Annotated in this window: 15 protein-coding genes and 1 tRNA gene; 6 read left to right on the top strand and 10 right to left on the bottom strand. The window is 57.4% G+C overall.

What is annotated here, in order from left to right:
• Positions 1 to 13: 13 nt before the first annotated feature.
• The 4 genes from lpxB to FCS96_RS11360 all read left to right on the top strand — a co-directional run bounded on the left by lpxB (position 14) and on the right by FCS96_RS11360 (position 2,923).
• Positions 14 to 1,201: a lipid-A-disaccharide synthase gene (gene lpxB, locus FCS96_RS11375; protein ID WP_138440505.1), complete on the top strand. Its 1,188-nt coding sequence runs from the start codon at positions 14 to 16 to the stop codon at positions 1,199 to 1,201.
• A gap of 2 nt (positions 1,202 to 1,203) precedes the next feature.
• The gene (gene rnhB, locus FCS96_RS11370) at positions 1,204 to 1,899 is read left to right on the top strand and encodes a ribonuclease HII (RefSeq protein ID WP_138440504.1); all 696 of its coding nucleotides are present in this window, start codon (positions 1,204 to 1,206) and stop codon (positions 1,897 to 1,899) included.
• A 70-nt stretch (positions 1,900 to 1,969) separates the two neighbouring features.
• A tRNA-Met gene (locus FCS96_RS11365) sits at positions 1,970 to 2,046 on the top strand.
• 598 nt (positions 2,047 to 2,644) lie between these two features.
• Complete coding sequence (locus tag FCS96_RS11360) at positions 2,645 to 2,923, top strand: fibronectin type III domain-containing protein (RefSeq protein ID WP_228264089.1); 279 nt, start codon at positions 2,645 to 2,647, stop codon at positions 2,921 to 2,923.
• Between the two features lie 35 nt (positions 2,924 to 2,958).
• On the opposite strand, the gene FCS96_RS11355 is transcribed toward FCS96_RS11360, so the two are convergent.
• The 4 genes from FCS96_RS11355 to FCS96_RS11340 form a co-directional block, all read right to left on the bottom strand.
• Entirely contained in the window at positions 2,959 to 5,526 is a 2,568-nt protein-coding gene (locus FCS96_RS11355; protein WP_138440503.1) for a CHASE2 domain-containing protein, read from the bottom strand.
• Between the two features lie 29 nt (positions 5,527 to 5,555).
• Complete coding sequence (locus tag FCS96_RS11350; RefSeq protein ID WP_138440502.1) at positions 5,556 to 7,193, bottom strand: FecR family protein; 1,638 nt, start codon at positions 7,191 to 7,193, stop codon at positions 5,556 to 5,558.
• A complete protein-coding gene (locus FCS96_RS11345; protein ID WP_228264088.1) occupies positions 7,186 to 7,956 on the bottom strand; it encodes a response regulator transcription factor in 771 nt (256 codons plus the stop codon). The genes FCS96_RS11350 and FCS96_RS11345 overlap by 8 nt, the downstream gene beginning before the upstream one ends.
• A gap of 113 nt (positions 7,957 to 8,069) precedes the next feature.
• Positions 8,070 to 10,256, bottom strand: a complete 2,187-nt coding sequence (locus FCS96_RS11340; RefSeq protein ID WP_138440501.1) for a DNA topoisomerase III — start codon at positions 10,254 to 10,256, stop codon at positions 8,070 to 8,072.
• Positions 10,257 to 10,382: 126 nt separating this feature from the next.
• On the opposite strand from FCS96_RS11340, the gene FCS96_RS11335 reads away from it, so the two are divergent.
• Both FCS96_RS11335 and FCS96_RS11330 read left to right on the top strand, forming a co-directional pair.
• Positions 10,383 to 10,739: a BolA family protein gene (locus tag FCS96_RS11335; protein ID WP_138440500.1), complete on the top strand. Its 357-nt coding sequence runs from the start codon at positions 10,383 to 10,385 to the stop codon at positions 10,737 to 10,739.
• Positions 10,736 to 11,359: an L-threonylcarbamoyladenylate synthase gene (locus FCS96_RS11330; RefSeq protein WP_138440499.1), complete on the top strand. Its 624-nt coding sequence runs from the start codon at positions 10,736 to 10,738 to the stop codon at positions 11,357 to 11,359. Before FCS96_RS11335 ends, FCS96_RS11330 begins: the two co-directional genes overlap by 4 nt.
• A 21-nt stretch (positions 11,360 to 11,380) precedes the next feature.
• Here FCS96_RS11330 and FCS96_RS11325 read toward each other — a convergent pair whose 3' ends face one another.
• The 6 genes from FCS96_RS11325 to FCS96_RS11300 all read right to left on the bottom strand — a co-directional run bounded on the left by FCS96_RS11325 (position 11,381) and on the right by FCS96_RS11300 (position 16,060).
• Positions 11,381 to 12,046, bottom strand: coding sequence for a hypothetical protein (locus tag FCS96_RS11325; protein WP_138440498.1), 666 nt, complete (start codon positions 12,044 to 12,046; stop codon positions 11,381 to 11,383).
• A 114-nt stretch (positions 12,047 to 12,160) separates the two neighbouring features.
• Positions 12,161 to 13,387 (bottom strand): hypothetical protein, encoded by a 1,227-nt coding sequence (locus FCS96_RS11320; protein ID WP_138440497.1) that lies wholly within the window; start codon positions 13,385 to 13,387, stop codon positions 12,161 to 12,163.
• A 253-nt stretch (positions 13,388 to 13,640) separates the two neighbouring features.
• The gene (locus FCS96_RS11315; protein WP_138440496.1) at positions 13,641 to 14,879 is read right to left on the bottom strand and encodes an MFS transporter; all 1,239 of its coding nucleotides are present in this window, start codon (positions 14,877 to 14,879) and stop codon (positions 13,641 to 13,643) included.
• A gap of 83 nt (positions 14,880 to 14,962) precedes the next feature.
• Complete coding sequence (locus FCS96_RS11310) at positions 14,963 to 15,400, bottom strand: RrF2 family transcriptional regulator (protein WP_138440495.1); 438 nt, start codon at positions 15,398 to 15,400, stop codon at positions 14,963 to 14,965.
• A 33-nt stretch (positions 15,401 to 15,433) separates the two neighbouring features.
• Entirely contained in the window at positions 15,434 to 15,820 is a 387-nt protein-coding gene (locus FCS96_RS11305; RefSeq protein WP_228264087.1) for a YbaN family protein, read from the bottom strand.
• A gap of 24 nt (positions 15,821 to 15,844) precedes the next feature.
• On the bottom strand, positions 15,845 to 16,060 hold the full coding sequence (locus FCS96_RS11300) for a hypothetical protein (protein WP_138440494.1): 216 nt from the start codon (positions 16,058 to 16,060) through the stop codon (positions 15,845 to 15,847).
• Positions 16,061 to 16,326 lie beyond the last annotated feature (266 nt).

Raw genomic sequence — 16,326 nt, 5'->3', positions numbered from 1 at the left:
CGGGAGCCTGCTGGTGACGGACCATCCTACGCAGCGTGCGGTTGTCAGCAACCGCGCCATAACGTTCGGAATCATTGCCGGTGAGGCTTCCGGCGATATTCTGGGCGCGGGTTTAATCCGCTCTCTTCGTGCCCGCTACCCCAAGGCCCGTTTCGTCGGCATTGGCGGCGACGACATGATGGCCGAAGGTTTTCATTCCCTGGTGCCGATGGAACGACTATCGGTTATGGGACTGGTTGAAGTGCTCGGGCGGATCCGAGAGCTGTTCCAGATTCGAGCGCGCTTGCTGGAGTACTTCTTTACCACTCCGCCGGATGTGGTCATCGGTATTGATTCCCCCGACTTTACCCTTGCTATTGAGCGCCGATGTCGTAACGCAGGCATCCCGACTGTGCATTACGTCAGCCCCTCTGTCTGGGCCTGGCGCCAGAAGCGCATTTTCAAGATTGCCAAGTCCGTTAACCTGATGCTCACGCTGTTTCCGTTTGAGGCTCGTTTCTACGAAGAGCACCAAGTGCCCGTGGCGTTTGTCGGCCATCCATTGGCCGATCGGATACCAATGGTCCCGGAAACCGGAAAGGCGCGTCAGGAACTGGGTCTGGATGACCAGGCGCCGTTACTGGCCGTGCTGCCCGGAAGCCGGGCTGGTGAGGTGGAGCGCCTGGGTACTCTTTTCCTTGAAGCCGCGCGCTGGATCCAGGAAAAACGGCCGGATCTGCAGCTGGTCATTCCTTGTGTCAATCGGGATCGAGAGCGGCAAGTTCGGGACTTGGTCGATGCACTTGAGGTGACGTTGCCGGTGACCATTGTCCGCGGTCGGTCACGGGAGGTGATGGCCGCGTCCGATGTGGTCCTTTTGGCCTCCGGTACCGCCACGCTGGAGGCGATGCTGCTGAAAAAGCCGATGGTGGTGGGTTATCGGCTGAGTGAGTTCAGCTACGCATTGCTGTCTCGGTTGGTGAAAGTCCCTCATGTTGCGTTGCCGAACCTGTTGGCCAAGAAGGCGTTGGTCCCTGAGCTGCTGCAGGCCGACGCCAGTCCTGAATCGCTGGGCGCAGCGGTACTGGAGCGGCTGGAGAATGAGAGCGAGCGTGAGCGTTTGTTTGATTCCTTTACCGAGCTGCACCACACGCTCAGGCAGGACGCGGATGAAAAAGCCGCGCAGGCGGTTTCCGAATTGCTGGAAGGAAGAAGAGGATAATCATGGCGCGTGTCGAATTGCCGCCGTTCGAGTGCTCTTACCGGGGATCCCTGCTGGCGGGCGTGGATGAAGTTGGACGCGGGCCATTGATCGGTGCGGTCGTCACCGCGGCGGTCATTCTGCACCCTGACCGGCCCATTGCCGGGCTTGCCGATTCTAAGAAGCTGACGGAAAAAAAGCGTAACGCCCTCTACGACGAGATTATGGCCAAGGCCGAGGCCTGGTGCATTGGTCGCTGTGAGGCCCATGAGATTGATAAGTTGAATATCTACCAGGCTACCATGGTCGCTATGGAGCGTGCTGTTGAAGGCCTGGGTGTGGAGCCAGAGTATGTCTTGGTAGACGGCAACCGCTGCCCGAACTGGCGCTGGCCCTCCGAACCGGTGGTGAAGGGCGATAGTCGGGTTGAGTCAATCAGTGCTGCCTCCATCCTGGCCAAAGTGACCCGGGATCGAGAGATGGAGGTGCTGGAGCAAACCTACTCAGGCTATGGACTGGCCAAACACAAGGGGTATCCGACGCCTGTGCATCTGGAGGCCCTGAACCGTCTGGGGGCGACACCAGAGCATCGTCGTTCCTTCCGCCCGGTCCGCGAAGCTATTGATGCTGTTGGTTTGTGGCAGCCGACTACAATGGCTGATCCAGTGGTTACCGAGGATCTGTCGTTTCCAACTGATTTGTTTGAAAATAACGATTGACAGGGCGCCATTAGCTCCCTATTATACGCGCACGTTGATCGGGGGATGCCCGGTAAACAACCAGTTTTGATGCGGGGTGGAGCAGTCTGGTAGCTCGTCGGGCTCATAACCCGAAGGTCGTAGGTTCGAATCCTGCCCCCGCTACCACTTTATAAAGACGGATCAGTTCTCTGATCCGTCTTTTTTTTGAGCGCCAGAAAGGTCAAAGTGCCTGACCGACTTGCTCGCCTGTTTCCCCTTGGCAATCCTCTGATCTTATGCCGGCACTTTGACGCATTTTCAGTCGTTTAGTGGAAAGAATATTGGCGCTATTTTGACGCCCCTCCCAACTCCTTTTATGAACCCTTGTTAAATCCGACGTATTTTCACGTCTGTTTTCCGTCTTTTCTGTATGTAATCCACGTACAAAGTTGTCTTTTTGGGCAAGAAATTGCCCAAGAAACAGTGTTATGGGTCTTTTTATTACCTGTTCCTGTCGAAAAATTGACCATTTTGTAATTAGGAAAACGACGCTTGTCACATTTATTATCGTCCGCGTTTTATACAATTTTACAAAATCGACGGAATAATGGTGGATATTAGAATGAAACGCGTCAGCAAAATGTCAACGGCATGGATCGCCGCGTTTGTAATGGGAGCACTTTTAACAGGTTGCGGCGGTGGATCTTCTGGTGCCGGAAGCTCGGGCTCTTCAACGGCTGGAACTGGAGTTGGCGCTGGCGGTGTCGGTGAAGGTTCTTCTGACGTGCGTACAGCGGTGTTGAGCTGGAGCGCGCCCCTGACTCGGGTCAACGGCGAAAGCATTCCCATGGGGGAGTTGGACCGGTATGTGATCCGCTATGGCCAGGACACCCAGAACCTGACAGAGGAAGTGGTGGTAGCCAATGCCCAGGCACAGGCTGAGATGTCTTATGAAATCAGTGGGCTCGACAATGGCACCTGGTACTTCACCATTCAGGTCCAGGACACCAGTGGCCTGATCAGCGAACCGTCAGACATTGTAAGCAAATCCGTACAGTCGTAACCGTGATTCCCCCGCCTGCCTGACGGAATGCGGTTTCAGGCAAGAGGGTCGGCTATTGGAAGTCTCAGGGTGAAGGTCGATCCTTCCCCAGGTTCCGAGGCTACTGCAATTTGTCCCCTGTGCTTTTCCACCACCGTCTTCACGAATGACAAGCCAAGCCCGGTGCCGTGCACTCCGGCCAGCTCACTGCGCTTCTGCCGACGATAACGGTCGAACAGGTGGGGAAGCTCTTCGGCATCAATCCCGCTGCCTTCATCCCCGATGGTCAGGCAGGCCAGGTGGCCGGCGCGGAATACCTGTATGTCGATCGCCGATCCTGCTGGGCTATATTGGACGGCGTTGGTCAGTAGGTTGATGACCGCTCTCTCAAGCAACTCAGCATTGCCCCTTAGCCAAAGGTCTTCAGTACCCTGCAGGTGGAAGTGAATGCCTTTTTCCGCCGCCTGCTCACTGACGCTATCCCGTGCATTTTCCACAATCGCCAAAATTTCACACTCGTAAAAGCGGGTCTCCGTCAGTTGTTCGGCGCGGGCAAGCTGCACAAACTCCTCGGCCAGGTGGTAGCTGCGTCGCGCTAATCGGCCGAGCTGATCCAGCTGTTGCCGGTCGATATGGCTGGGGTCGCGTTTCAACTGCTCGATCAGCGCCAGTTGGGATACCAGTGGCGAGCGGACATCGTGGGAAATAAAGTCGATAGCCTCGCGGTGCTGCCGTTGTTGTTCGCGAAGCTCGGAAATATCTGAGATGTTCGCGATGATGCCGTGCTGGTCGCTGTCTGGCAGGGCGAACGGTGCAAAGTGAATGAGAAAATCTTTGTTGTGGATGTGCAAATCCACCGTCCGGCTCTGTTGCAGCGTCAGCGTCTCGGACACAGTCTCATGCCAGGGCGGCGTTTCCCGGGGATCGTGGCCCTCCAGAAGCCGCACCAGGGGCAGTCCACCCAGGCTGGGCATGGGTTCCTGGAACCATTCTTCAATATGGCGATTGGCAAACCGGATGACGCCCAGTTCATCGGTGACAATGATGCCATCGGGCATGCGCTCAAAGCTGTGGCGAATAAACTGCTGCATGTGATTGAGCCGTTCGGTGGCGATACGGACTCGTTGAATTCGCGCGGAGATATTCTCTCTGGGGCGTTCCGTCTGTTTGGAGTCCTGGGCGAATTCCAGGTGCAGGCGCCGGAGATAGCGCTGTATGGCGTCCCGGCTAAGGTCATTGGGCAAGATCAGGCCCAGGGTGTAATTGGTTTTTCCGCGTATCAGCTGCACCCAGCTGCGATTGTTGTCGTGATGCCATTGGCCGGGTTCCAGCAGTTGCGGAATGTCCTCTGCATAAAGCCCCTGAGCAGATAAAACGAAACGGTCCTCGCTCAGGAGCCAGCCTTTAGGCTGGAGCAGTGCTTGCAGGTGTTCCAGAAGCTGAGCCGGATGCCTGCGGGCCGTCTCCGGAACGGAAACGTGGGGCGTACGTGCGAGTGCGTCCAGTTGTCGATTGAGGAACTGGTTGGTCATGGCCAGTCGGAAACCGCTTGATATCGGAAACGCCAGCAGGGGAGCCAGCAGCGCATTGGCCACGGGCATCCAGACCCGAGCGGTGAACAGGCCAAACAGGAATACCGCTACCACAACAATCAGGGTAAACAGGCACGCGAACAGTGTGCGCGTCGGCCGCATTCTCGGCAGAGTGATAGCCAACAGAAGGATGGCGGCCAGGGCGAGGCCCGGTCCAACCCAGCGGGGTGCGGGTTCAATCAATAACCCCTGGCTGAGTGCGGAGTACGCGTTGGCGTGAAATTCCACGCCCGATATCGGCCTGCTCAGTCCTGAAAAGGGCGTCGGCAGGATATCCCCGAAGCCCGCTGCAGTTGCGCCTACAAACACCGTCTTACCCTTGAGCAGCCCCGGTGTAGGTGGCTCGTTCAATACCTGGATATAAGAGCGTGTGGGCAGGGTGCCGGCGCCCCCCGCCAGCGGCACAGAGCGGTAGCCGTCACGGACATTGACGAACGGCGCTGCCGCGTGGGAACTGGCATCCTGTTTGGGGGGTCGGCTGGCGGCCGCGGAAAGGCTGGGCCATAGATGGCGCCCCAGGCCGTTGAACAGATAAAGTCCCCGGGCAACACCATCGGTGTCCAGTTCCACATGGGCATGACCGAGTGCGGCAGCTGCATAGGCCAACTGTGACGCGGGCAGCTGTTCGCTCAGCAAATAGTTGGAAGCGGGCGGAGATAGATAGACCGGCAAAATGACGTTGCCATGAGCAGTCATGGCCTGGGCCAGCGCGGCATCGTCTGCCGATGGTTCCGGAAACAGGATGTCGAAGACAATGGTGTCGGCGCCGGCGGCGTGTAGCTTTCGGATGATTTCGGCGTGGACACTCCGTGGCCAGGGCCATCGACCGATTCGGTTCAGGCTGAGCTCATCAATGGCGACAATGACAACATCATCGGATGGTGTGGCCGGAAGGGACGTAGTGGCAACGTCGTACAGCCAGAGATTGATTCGCTCAGGCAGCGCCGATGCCTGAATGAGCAGGATCAGCATGGCCAGTAACAGGCCCATGGTCCAGGGAGTCGTATTTATTGGCAGCCAATCCCGGTTCATGCGTCCTGCTGTATCGGTCGATCAATGGATTATTCCAGGTACAGTTCCCTCCCGGGGCCCCAACGACTGGTCAGTGGGCCATCTGAAAGAGCTTTTAGCCGCACAAAATACCGCCTTCCGGGAATCAGACGCAAGGCTGCCGTCGTCTCGGCCAGCGTTGCCTCCTTGATTATGTTCTTGAATTCGGGTTCTTCCGAGAGCTGAAGGCGGTATTCCTGAGCGGTCCGCACTTTCTCCCAGAACACCCGGACCTGCCTGTCAACGTAGTTGATGCTGATGATGCGCACGGGCGGAATGGTGCCATTCACCACCATTTTTCTGGTGTTGCTGGTGGCCACCGAGGTGCCACCGGCTTCGGTTACAACGCGCCAGTAATACTGTCCCGGACTGAGCGGGCGCAAGGGCAGGGCCGAGGTTTCCGGTGCCCATTCGCTGGAGGTCACCAGTTCGTTGAAGCTTTCGTCTTCGGCTATTTCCACCCGTGCGACTTCGTTCTTGCCATTCAGGCGCCAACTGAACTCGGGCATATCATCGTCGGCCAGGCTGCCTTCTTCAGGCGCAATCAGGTTCGCGGCCTCTGCTTTCAGATCTATTTTTACCGGTACAACGGCGGGCAAGCCAGTGGTCCCTCGGTTGGTCAGCGCGGCCAGGTGGATTTCGTAGTCGCCGTTATCCAGCAGGCTGATGTCGAATCGGCTGCCATCAATTTTCCGGCTCTCGACCCAGCGTCCGCTCCCGGATTCAAAAATGTTCAGTTGGTGCTGCGCTGCCGGGCTGGGCGCCCACTTCAATGTAGCGGGTAATTGCGTCAGTGTCGTTGGCAGAGGTTCAACTTCGGGTGCCGGCGGCAGGCGCCGGATAGTGAGTCCGCCGTTTGGCTGGGTGGAAACCGTGGCGCTGTAGCCGGCCGGAATTCTGCGTGTTCTCCCTGGCGCGCCGAAATCAACCACACCGTCGGTGACTTGGAGGTTGGTGCTGGCTACCGACGTTTGCAGGGCGAAGGCGGTGCCGCGAACCGCCGCCACGGCGGACGGTGTTTCGATTTCGAACCGGGCGCCACCCTCAATCACCGGTTTGACCCGGGTATGAACCTCGCCCTTGTTCAGGCGCAGCCGGGTGTCCACCATGCCAGACTTGCCGTATTGGGTGAGTCTGTTGAATATGAGTCGGGAATCCGGCGCCAGCCGGACGTCCGAACCGTCCGCGAGGCTGATGGTTGCCGTGCCCGAGCTTGAGACGATTTCGTCACCAACTCGAATAAGGGTGTTGGGGGTAAGCGGAAGCTTGCGGCCGCTGGCGCCGGAAATCAGTTGTACCGCCCCGGAAACCGTGGTTACCCGTGCGGAATCGGGTTGGCGTTTGAGCCAGTGCAGGGGAATTCGGATGCTGTCGCCCTCGGCCACGACGGCGCCATCTTCGATATTGTTGAATCGCAGCAGGCGTGACGAGCTGTAGCCACGGGCCAGAAGCTCCTTGGCGACTTGCTGGTAATTTTCACCCGGGCGGAGCGTGTAGAGCCATTCCGGCGCTGACGTTGAGCCCGACTCAGAAGACGGCAGCGCCGAGCCTTGTGTGATGGACAGTTCGGCGTGGGCAGTCGTTGCTGCCCAAAGTATCGCCGATGCGGCAAGCGCCAGAAGGGTTCGCAGTGTGCCAGTTTTACTCATTCGCGGCTCGGTCGGTCTCGCTTATTTCAGAGTTATTCACGTCCGAGCTGCTCATGTCGGAGTTATGGTCCACTTGCTGATGTTGCATGGACTCAAGCCGGTAACCACGCTGATAAATAGTCTTGATCCGGAAGCCGTTTTCCGGATTCAGCCCAAGGCGACGCCGCAGTCGACTCATATGAGTGTCGACGGTGCGGGTGTTGATTTCCCGTGCCAGGCCCCAGACACGCTCCAGAAGCATTTCACGAGTCAGTAAGCGGCCCTGATTCTGAAACAGGAACAGGGTCAGGTCAAAATCCTTGTCAGTCAGGGTCAGTTCGTCCCCATGCAGCGTGATGGTTCGGCGCTGGGTGTTCACTTCAAAGGGGCCGTATTTCAGCACTTCCTTTTCGCTGTCAGGATTGCTGCGGCGAGCGAGGGCGTTGATGCGAGCCGCCAGTTCTGCCGCCCGGGCAGGCTTGGCCAGGTAGTCGTCGGCGCCGGCATCCAGCGCGCGCACGACATCGGCTTCGCTGTCACGTTGGGTCAGGAACACTACCGGAATCACCCAGTTGAGCTGCGATCTGACGCTTTCGAGCACGTCGATGCCGGTCATGTCGGGTATTTGCCAGTCGAGGATCAGCAGATCGTAGCTGCGGTGGAGAACGGCGCTGAGAAACGCTTGCCCTGTTGGAAAAGTGTCGCAGTGGTGATCGCGCTCTGACAGCATCGACTGGACGTGCTGCGCCTGTTCGTATTCATCTTCAAGCAGAGCAATGCGCATCAGACGTCTCCAGGGGTATTGCGATTGTGACCGTGCCTAATACTTGGGCATTGGACGGATTGCTGGTTGATATCAAGCGATTATCACAAAAACTGACAGTACGTTCAGTATCGTTATGTAGAGTTGCGTAAGTGGAGTGCTGGCTTTCCGTTGTCGTCATCAACTGTTTGTCGGCAGGCCGGAAAATTACTGCAGCCCCAGAACCAGCCTTTTTTTCCTTTCCTGCGGACCAGCGGGGAGAAACAGTGGGGGCAGGGGATAGGTTTCTGGCCGGTGCCGTCCTCCGGCGCCGCATCCTCGAGGGGACGGGTGCCACGGCACTGAGGATACCGTGTGCAGGCGAAGAAGCGACCGAACTTGCCATCCCTTTCGGTCATTGGGGCTCGGCATTTTGGGCAGTGTACCTGGCCACCCTGCGCCGGCTCGGTTCCATCCGCGGATGGACTAACGTTAGGTGTGCCCTGGGGACGATCGATGAAGCCCCGGACTTCCTGTTTCAGGGTGTCGAGAAATTCCCGTGGATCGCCTTCGCCACGGCGAATGCTCTCCAAGGTAGCTTCCCAGGCCGCGGTCCGGTCCGGTTTGCTGACCGACTCTGGCAAGGCGGTAATCAGTGCCTTGCCCTTATCGGTGGCCCGAATGTGGCGGCTGTCGCGGTACAGGTAATCCCGCTTGAACAGGGTGTCAATGATGGCCGCGCGGGTTGCTTCGGTGCCCAGTCCGTCGGTTTCCCTCAAGGTTTTCCGAAGGTTCGGATCGGTCACGAAGCGGGCGATGTTGGTCATCGCCGACAGCAGTGTGGCGTCGGTGAAGTGCTGCGGAGGTTGGGTCTTGCGCTCTGCGATGGTGGTATCGCTGCACAGAACCGGCTCGTCTTTGTCCAGGCGTGGTAAAGGCGCCTTTGAAGAGTCGTTGCGGCCTTCGCGGAGCTTCAGTTCAAGGGTTTTCCAGCCCGGGACCAGAATGGCGGTTTCGGTGGCCCTGAACTTGTGGTTGGTTACCCGAACTGTGAGCCGACCCTCCCGGTGCACCGCGTCGGCGGAGAACTGCATCAGGTAATAGCGACTGATGAGCCCGTAGAGTTTTTCTTCGGTAGCCGTCAGCGCCCCGTTTGGCGATGGCCGGCTGGTTGGAATGATGGCGTGGTGCGCGTCGACCTGTTTGTCGTTCCAGGCTGCCGTACGGCGCTCGGTATCGGCCTGCTGGCAAGCTTCGGCTAAATCTGGAGCAACCCTGGAGATGGCGCGAACCACCTGTTCTCGCTGTCCGAAATGGCCCTCGGGCAGGTGGCGGCAGTCTGACCGGGGATAGGTGATCAGCTGATGACGTTCGTACAGATTCTGCGCGGTGTCGAGCACCTCTTTAGCACCCATGCGAAACAGCCGGCCGGCCTCGATTTGCAGAGCCGAGAGCGACAGGGGCAACGGCGGCGCTTCGGGACGATCCCGGAACCGTGACTCTGTGATGGTGCCGGGGCGGCCGTCTACGTCGGCGGCGATTTGATCCGCAATGGCTCGGTCCAGCAGCCGGTTCTCTTCGTCGAGTTGGTCCTGGAATTGTTCGTCAGGCAGCCAGCGGGCGGTGAAAGGGCTCTGGTCGGCCTCGTCTTCCTGGGCTGCAAACTGGGCTTCAATGCGGAAATAGGGTTTGGGTTCGAAATTCTCGATGGCACTGTCACGCTCAACCACCAGGCCCAAAACCGGCGTTTGAACCCGCCCCACGGAATATACACCCTGCTCGCCCGGCCGCTGGTAACTCAGGGTGTAAAAGCGGGTCAGGTTGATGCCGTACAACCAGTCTGCGCGTTGGCGGGCCAGGGCAGAGTGGGAGAGTCGGCGGAATTCGCGATTGTCTCTGGGGGCCTGAACAGCCTTGGCCACGGCTGCGGGCGTCAGGTCGTTGATCAGTACCCGCTGGACTGGCGCCTCGGTGCCAACGTACCGAATTACCTCGTCCACCAGCAGCTGGCCTTCACGGTCCGGGTCGCCTGCGTGGACAATGGTTGTCGCCTGCCGGATAAGTGACTCGAGCACCTTCAATTGCTGGCGCACACTGTCCTTGGGCATGACCTCCCATTTGTCTGGGAACATGGGCAGATCTTCCTGACACCACTTTTTCCAGGCCGGGTTATAGCGCGCAGGTTCGGCTGGCTCCAGCAGGTGCCCTATGCACCAGCTGACGGTGGCGGCGGTTTCGCCATTGCCACAGCGGATCCAGCCCTGGCCTTTCTGGTGTGGACCGGGCAGGGCGGCGGCGATGGCGCGACCGAGGCTAGGTTTTTCGGCGATGTACAGATGCATGGGCGTTTATGCGGTTGAATCGGGATGGGAATGTGGCCGTTTGGCTCTTTGCTGTCAAGGTTCGGGTGGTTGGTGGTTTGTGTAGTAGACTGCAGTCACAGAACGTATTCGGAGAATGGACGAATTATGAAGATCCAGAACGCAATCGAAACAAAGCTGAACAAGGCTTTCGATGCCCGCCTCCTGCATGTGGAGAACGAAAGTCATAAGCACAGCGTGCCACCGAATTCGGAGACTCATTTCAAGGTAACCCTGGTCTCAGCGGACTTTGAGGGTCAGATGAAGGTCAAGCGCCACCAGGCGATCTATCAGGTTCTGGCCGCAGAGTTGGCCGGCGAAGTGCACGCGCTCGCATTGCACCTGTATTCGCCAGAGGAATGGGAAGCAACCGGTCAGTCCGCACCCGAGTCACCCAACTGCCTGGGCGGATCAAAAAACGACCCCGCCATGACAGCGCCCACTGGTCAGGGAGAGGATGCATGAGCCAGTTTTTCCAGATTCACCCGGAAACCCCACAAAAACGCCTGATTAATCAGGCCGTGGATATTCTCCGCCGGGGTGGGGTAATCGTGTACCCCACGGATTCAGCCTATGCCATTGGCTGTCATCTGGGGGACAAACAGGCGGCGGATCGAATCAAGCGCATTCGACGCCTGGACGACAGACACAACTTCACCCTGGTGTGTCGGGACCTGTCCGATATCGGCGTGTACGCCAAGGTGGATAACACGCAGTACCGTTTGCTGAAGAATTTCACCCCCGGGCCTTACACCTTCATTCTGGATGCCACCAGCGAAGTGCCCCGGCGGCTGCTGCATCCCAAACGCCGCTCTGTTGGCGTGCGGGTTCCGGACAATGCCATTGTTCAGGAGTTGTTGGGGGAGCTGGGTGAGCCGATCATGAGCAGTACGCTGATCCTGCCCGGTGAAACAGAGCCGATGACCGACCCCTACGATATCCGGGAAACCCTCGAGCACGAGCTGGATCTGATCATCGACGGCGGATTCTGCGGCATGGAAGCGACCACGGTGGTTGACTTCACCGGCGAGGCACCGGCGGTTACCCGGGTCGGTAAAGGCGATCCCGCCCCCTTTAATGTCTAATGATCGGGCAATGTCTGACGATCAGGCGCGCGCGTTCAGATTGAACGCGTAGTTCCTGTTGTTGTCGGCCACCCCGAACTGTTCGCTGCCGGCGGAACGGCGGAGGCTATCGTAACGGTGCACCAGATCCTGCAGCCCGTTGAACTGCTGGTTCTCGCTGACCAGGGTGTCCAGCAACGGGTTGTTTACGCCGTAGGCCTGGTTGAGCTTCAGGGCGTTGTCCATGAACCCAAGTGTGGGCTCGTTGATACTCAGCCGGCCGAACGCGTCCTTGAAGTTCTTGTTCACATTAAGATCGTTCTCGATCGAGGCTTTTGCCTGTTCGGGAATCCCGCCTGAAACCTGAACGCTACCGGATTCACTCCGGTTCACACTGAGCGCAGTGCCGGGTTGCAGATTGTATTCGGCAAGCTTATGCCGCAGCGTTTCCCGCACAAAGGCAAGATCCTGCCCCACGGTTTGCTTGTACTCTGCCATGGCCAGCTTACGGGATTTCTGTTTGGCCAGGTCTGCAGCGTTGTCACCGGAAGGGGTAAAGCGGTCGTCGCCAGGCGCCCCGGCTGGCTGGGGCTGCGCCGCCTCTGCCTTGGCTGGAGCGCCTTGCCCCGAACCCTCGGGTGCCGGGCGCTTTTCCAAGGCCTGTTGGAACTGGGTGCTGGCGCGAATCAGTGATGTCAGTAGCGACATGGCGTGGTGTCCTCCCTCGGCTCACGGCGTGGTGTGCCGGTAAATCATCGTCTGAGGTGTTGGGAAGCACGTTTTGGGCCATGATCCAAATAGATTGGTGAGTAATGCCTCGGGTCAGAACTGAAAGTGAACCAGGAACCCGGCCTTGTCGGTGTCTGTTTCCGGCTCGATGTCGGAGACGAAGGCATAGTCAAAATCTGACTGTCGAAAAAATGCCGAAAACTCGACATTGCGATTGAAGCGATACGCGATACTCACGATGTGATTGCGTTCCACCGAATCGAAGGCAGGGTGTGAAGGATCAAAATTGGCCACCCGATCCCACACCAGAGTGTCGATTCGGTCGAGCTCCTCGTAAGTATATACAAGCTCCAATCGTGATCCGAATTCCACCACGCCAGTTGCGAACACTCCCCGTTTTACCAGGTCTCTGCTTTGAATTGGTGTGGAGCGGCCTTGTTGGCCTTTAGTTGTTAAGCCCAGGGTGTATTGACTGTATTGACTGTATTGAGCGAGCAGGCGATACCCGGTGATCAGCGATGATTGTGGAGTGTAGGTTACGTCCAGCCCCACTTGGGCTCGTTCGTCATTGTGTTTACCGCTGTATAAGTGCCCGACGGCTGAGCCTGTCTTGGTGTGGTGGTAACCACCATAGAGTGTTTGGGTGCTTTGCCGCCCAATTCTTCGGTAGGCGAGGGTAGTTTCGAACAAAGGGGTGTTGTTGCCTTTTAGATTTGGATCCACTTGCCCATTCAGATAATAGTTGTAGGAACTGCCCGGATCACCGCGGCCGCCAAAGACACCAAGCGAAGCTGTCCAGCGACTTAGCTGGGCTTCGAGATTGACCCCGCTGACCAGTTCTTTATCGATGTAATAGGCGTGAGGTGCGTCGTGCCGATGGCGATAGGGTGCTTCATTTAATGACAAGCCATAGGGATTGATAATTCTGCCAATGTCGGCGTACCAGTTGTCTCCCTGATAGCGCGCGGCGGCTTCACGTACCGGATGCTCACCGAAGTAAAGCAGGCTTGTTCCGAGATTTTTGTAAATGTCACCGCATGCCGCGTTTTCTGGCTCGAAGCATAGATCATCCGACAATGGGACCCATTCAATACGCGCTGACCAGGCAGAGTCTTCGGCGTTGTAGACAAGGCCAACCAGCACCTGGGTCATCTTCCAAATCTGAGTTTCGCGGCCAGAGGTATTGTTCAGAGCCTCATCAGAAATGTAGCCGCCGGTGACTTCGCCATAGATGTCGAACAGGTCAGGCTGCAGCGCCTGTGTTGTTGTGCTAAGAGTCCAAATTAATCCAGTACCGGTGAAGAACTGGCGACCTGTCATCGTCTTCATGCCTCAATAATGAGGAATGTAAGGCGGCTGTCCGGATTTTAGGCACTTCACTGGCCCTCATACTTCGTTCCGGACCCGTCAATTGCAGCGTCTCTTGCATTCAGCAAGGAGCAAGCCAATGGGCATAAAATCCTTGCACCCCAAGAACTCTTGAGAGGTGTCGTCAGCGTTGTATAGGAAGTGTGGCGGGCATTGTAAAAAAACTGACTGGAGGAAACCTTGAGTAGGCCTCGAAGCAGGGAGGTCAGCGGGGTACTGTTTTAGGGCCCTGGAGTGCAAACACGAACACCACGGCAAGGCCTGCAGATCCGGCAAGCCCGAGCAGGATTTCGTAACTGTAGGCTTGGGCAATCGAGCCACCCAGCAAGCCGAAGATGCCCGCAAAGATGACCTGGATGGACGCCTGCACGGTGAAATCGGTGCCGGCCCACTGCTGCCGACACAGATTCATCATCATCGCAAACAACACCACCGTGGATGCGCCGTCGGCCAATTGCTCGGTGATACCGACTCCGTAAACCAAGGCAGTTCCGGTGCCCTTCACTGCGACCAGTGCCCAGCCGCTGATCGTCACAGCCTGGGCGATACCTGCCCAGATCAGGCTGCGTCGGCCACCCAGTTGGGTGTAAAGCCATCCGCCGATGGCCGCCCCCAACAGGCCAACTACGGTGGTGGCAAGTGTGAAGTTTCCAATTGCCTCGGCTGTCCAGCCACCGTCGGTCAGCATCGGGCGAACCATGCCTGATCCCATGGCATCACCGACTTTGTAGCAGGCTACGATTCCCAACCAGAACAACATGCCGGGCTGGCGGATAAGGCCGATGAAACCGTCGATAATCCTGGGCTGCGGTTCGTCCGCTGGGGTAGAGAGCCGATGGGGAGTACGAAGAATGGGGGCGCGATAAACCAGTGTCAGCAGCACAATCAAAAGACCTGCCGGCAGCAAGAGAGCGATCTGTGTGTCTACGTGGCTGGCCAGGATCAGCAAAAAGGCGCCGCCGGCCAACATTCCGATTTTGTACCCAGCCACTTGCAAGGTGTTGGCCAACCCTCGCCAAATAGCGGGAACATGCCGAACAGCCAGACCATCGGTAATGATGTCCTGGGTGGCCATCAGCAGATTGATCAACAAGATCGCAGCGACCGTCAGCGGCAGCCAGGGGCCTTGAGGGGTTATGCCAACTATTCCCAGGCCGATCAGGCAGACGGCGGCCAAAGATTGCAGCCCGAATACCCAGCGTATCGGAGCTACGTTCCAGAGGCTGCGATCAATTACCGGCGCCCACAAGGCTTTCAGAATCCATGGCAAAGCCAGCAGTTTTAGCGCGCCGATCCAGGCAAGGCCAATCCCGGCCTCTCGCCAGAACACCGGCAGGGCATGGGCAAACAATCCAGAGGGTAGTCCCTGGGCAATATAAAGTGCCAGAAGGGTCGCCATGGTCGTCTTGGGAAATGCTGGCACCGGTGTGGCTTTAGAGGTCATAGGCCCGGACTTGAGTCGAAATGGTCTGTGCTTTTGTACGGCATCGTTGTCGCTTATACGCTGAGGCTTTGAAGCAACCGCTTTCAGGCAATCTGCAACAGGCGCAACAATTGGGGCTTTTGCCGTTCCGGAAGAATGTCGGCGAGCGTGTACTGGTCGAGGGTCTCCAGGAAGGCTCTTAAAGCTTCCGCCAGAATGTTCTTCAATCCGCATACCGGTGTGATGCGACACTTATTGCCCGAGGAGAAGCATTCCACAAGATTCAGGTCCTGCTCGGTCTCCCGCACCAGCACGCCAATGTTGATGTCCTCCGGTTTCCGGTGCAGTCGCAGCCCGCCGTTCTTGCCGCGGATGCTCTCTACGTAGCCCTTCAGCGTCAACTGATGTACCACTTTCATCAGGTGGTTCTTGGAGATGTCATAGCTGCTGGCGATTTGCTGGATGGTCGCCAGACGCTCTTCCTGAAGCGCCAGGTATATCAATACCCGAATGGAATAATCGGTGTAGCGGGTGATGTGCATGTAACTGCTCCAACAAAGACGATGGCCACAAGGTCAGCAAGAGGGTCGGGTGAAAAGGAAGGCAAGCAGGCCGCAGAAGAATGCCGCCAATCCTGCGAGAAGCCATGCCGACGCACCAGAGACGAACAGAATTCCCCAGCTCAACATCAGCATCGCGCAGGCCAGCCATTTGGCTTGCGTGGGCACAGCACGATTAGTTTCCCAGTTTTCGATAATAGGTCCGAACGTTCGGTGATTGTGTATCCAGCGATGGAACTCTGGAGAGCCGCGCCCGGCTGACCATGCTGCTAGCAGCACAAAAGGTGTAGTCGGCAGCAGGGGCAAAAAGATGCCGGCAATCGCCAAACCTAGACTCGTGTAGGCAAGAACGCGGTATCCGATTAATCCGGGGTTCATGATTTCTATGTGATCGCTTTGCATGGATGTTCCCCAGTTTAACGGTAATCAGTGAACGGGTCTCCCCAGGGATTTCAAGGAGATCAGTCGCAGGATGTAGGACAGCTTCACTAGCGTGGCGAAGAGCAAGGTGCCGATATGGGCGGCAATTTGAACTGGCATGCTCAGGTGGTGCGCAAGCGGGTAGGACGCCAGCACTGTACCTGTCAGGGCTAGGGCGGCCACCAGTAATGCAGCGTTGGCGAATGTGAGTACTTTTTCCATGGCTGTGCACTCGACTCTCTAAGAAGATGTAAAAATAATATATGTTCAAAAGGTAGGATTTGCAAGTGGCGTGACTGAGCAAAAACACTTAGGAGTATGGGCGTAAAGCGAAGAGGTTTTTAAAAGCCCCCACGGCAGCGTGATGTCGACAGCTTGATAGAGAAGTGTTCGAAAAAACAAACATTCTTTTTGTTTACTTCTTCAATCTAAAACATGTAAATTTAATAAATGTTTTAAAGGGTGAGCCTGTTGCAGAGCGAGCAACG

The sequence above is a fragment of the Marinobacter alexandrii genome, from assembly GCF_005871205.1.
GTDB classification, from domain to species: domain Bacteria; phylum Pseudomonadota; class Gammaproteobacteria; order Pseudomonadales; family Oleiphilaceae; genus Marinobacter; species Marinobacter alexandrii.
The sequence above is the reverse complement of the archived record's forward strand: the minus strand, read 5'-3'. Positions and strand labels throughout refer to the sequence as shown.

What these genes read in the sequence shown, in the direction of transcription:
- rnhB (WP_138440504.1), top strand. Translation starts at nt 1,204, where the DNA reads ATGGCGCGTGTCGAATTGCCGCCGTTCGAGTGCTCTTACCGGGGATCC.
- FCS96_RS11355 (WP_138440503.1), bottom strand. Translation starts at nt 5,526, where the DNA reads ATGAACCGGGATTGGCTGCCAATAAATACGACTCCCTGGACCATGGGC.
- FCS96_RS11350 (WP_138440502.1), bottom strand. Translation starts at nt 7,193, where the DNA reads ATGAGTAAAACTGGCACACTGCGAACCCTTCTGGCGCTTGCCGCATCG.
- FCS96_RS11345 (WP_228264088.1), bottom strand. Translation starts at nt 7,956, where the DNA reads ATGCGCATTGCTCTGCTTGAAGATGAATACGAACAGGCGCAGCACGTC.
- FCS96_RS11340 (WP_138440501.1), bottom strand. Translation starts at nt 10,256, where the DNA reads ATGCATCTGTACATCGCCGAAAAACCTAGCCTCGGTCGCGCCATCGCC.
- FCS96_RS11335 (WP_138440500.1), top strand. Translation starts at nt 10,383, where the DNA reads ATGAAGATCCAGAACGCAATCGAAACAAAGCTGAACAAGGCTTTCGAT.
- FCS96_RS11330 (WP_138440499.1), top strand. Translation starts at nt 10,736, where the DNA reads ATGAGCCAGTTTTTCCAGATTCACCCGGAAACCCCACAAAAACGCCTG.
- FCS96_RS11325 (WP_138440498.1), bottom strand. Translation starts at nt 12,046, where the DNA reads ATGTCGCTACTGACATCACTGATTCGCGCCAGCACCCAGTTCCAACAG.
- FCS96_RS11320 (WP_138440497.1), bottom strand. Translation starts at nt 13,387, where the DNA reads ATGACAGGTCGCCAGTTCTTCACCGGTACTGGATTAATTTGGACTCTT.
- FCS96_RS11315 (WP_138440496.1), bottom strand. Translation starts at nt 14,879, where the DNA reads ATGACCTCTAAAGCCACACCGGTGCCAGCATTTCCCAAGACGACCATG.
- FCS96_RS11310 (WP_138440495.1), bottom strand. Translation starts at nt 15,400, where the DNA reads ATGCACATCACCCGCTACACCGATTATTCCATTCGGGTATTGATATAC.
- FCS96_RS11305 (WP_228264087.1), bottom strand. Translation starts at nt 15,820, where the DNA reads ATGCAAAGCGATCACATAGAAATCATGAACCCCGGATTAATCGGATAC.
- FCS96_RS11300 (WP_138440494.1), bottom strand. Translation starts at nt 16,060, where the DNA reads ATGGAAAAAGTACTCACATTCGCCAACGCTGCATTACTGGTGGCCGCC.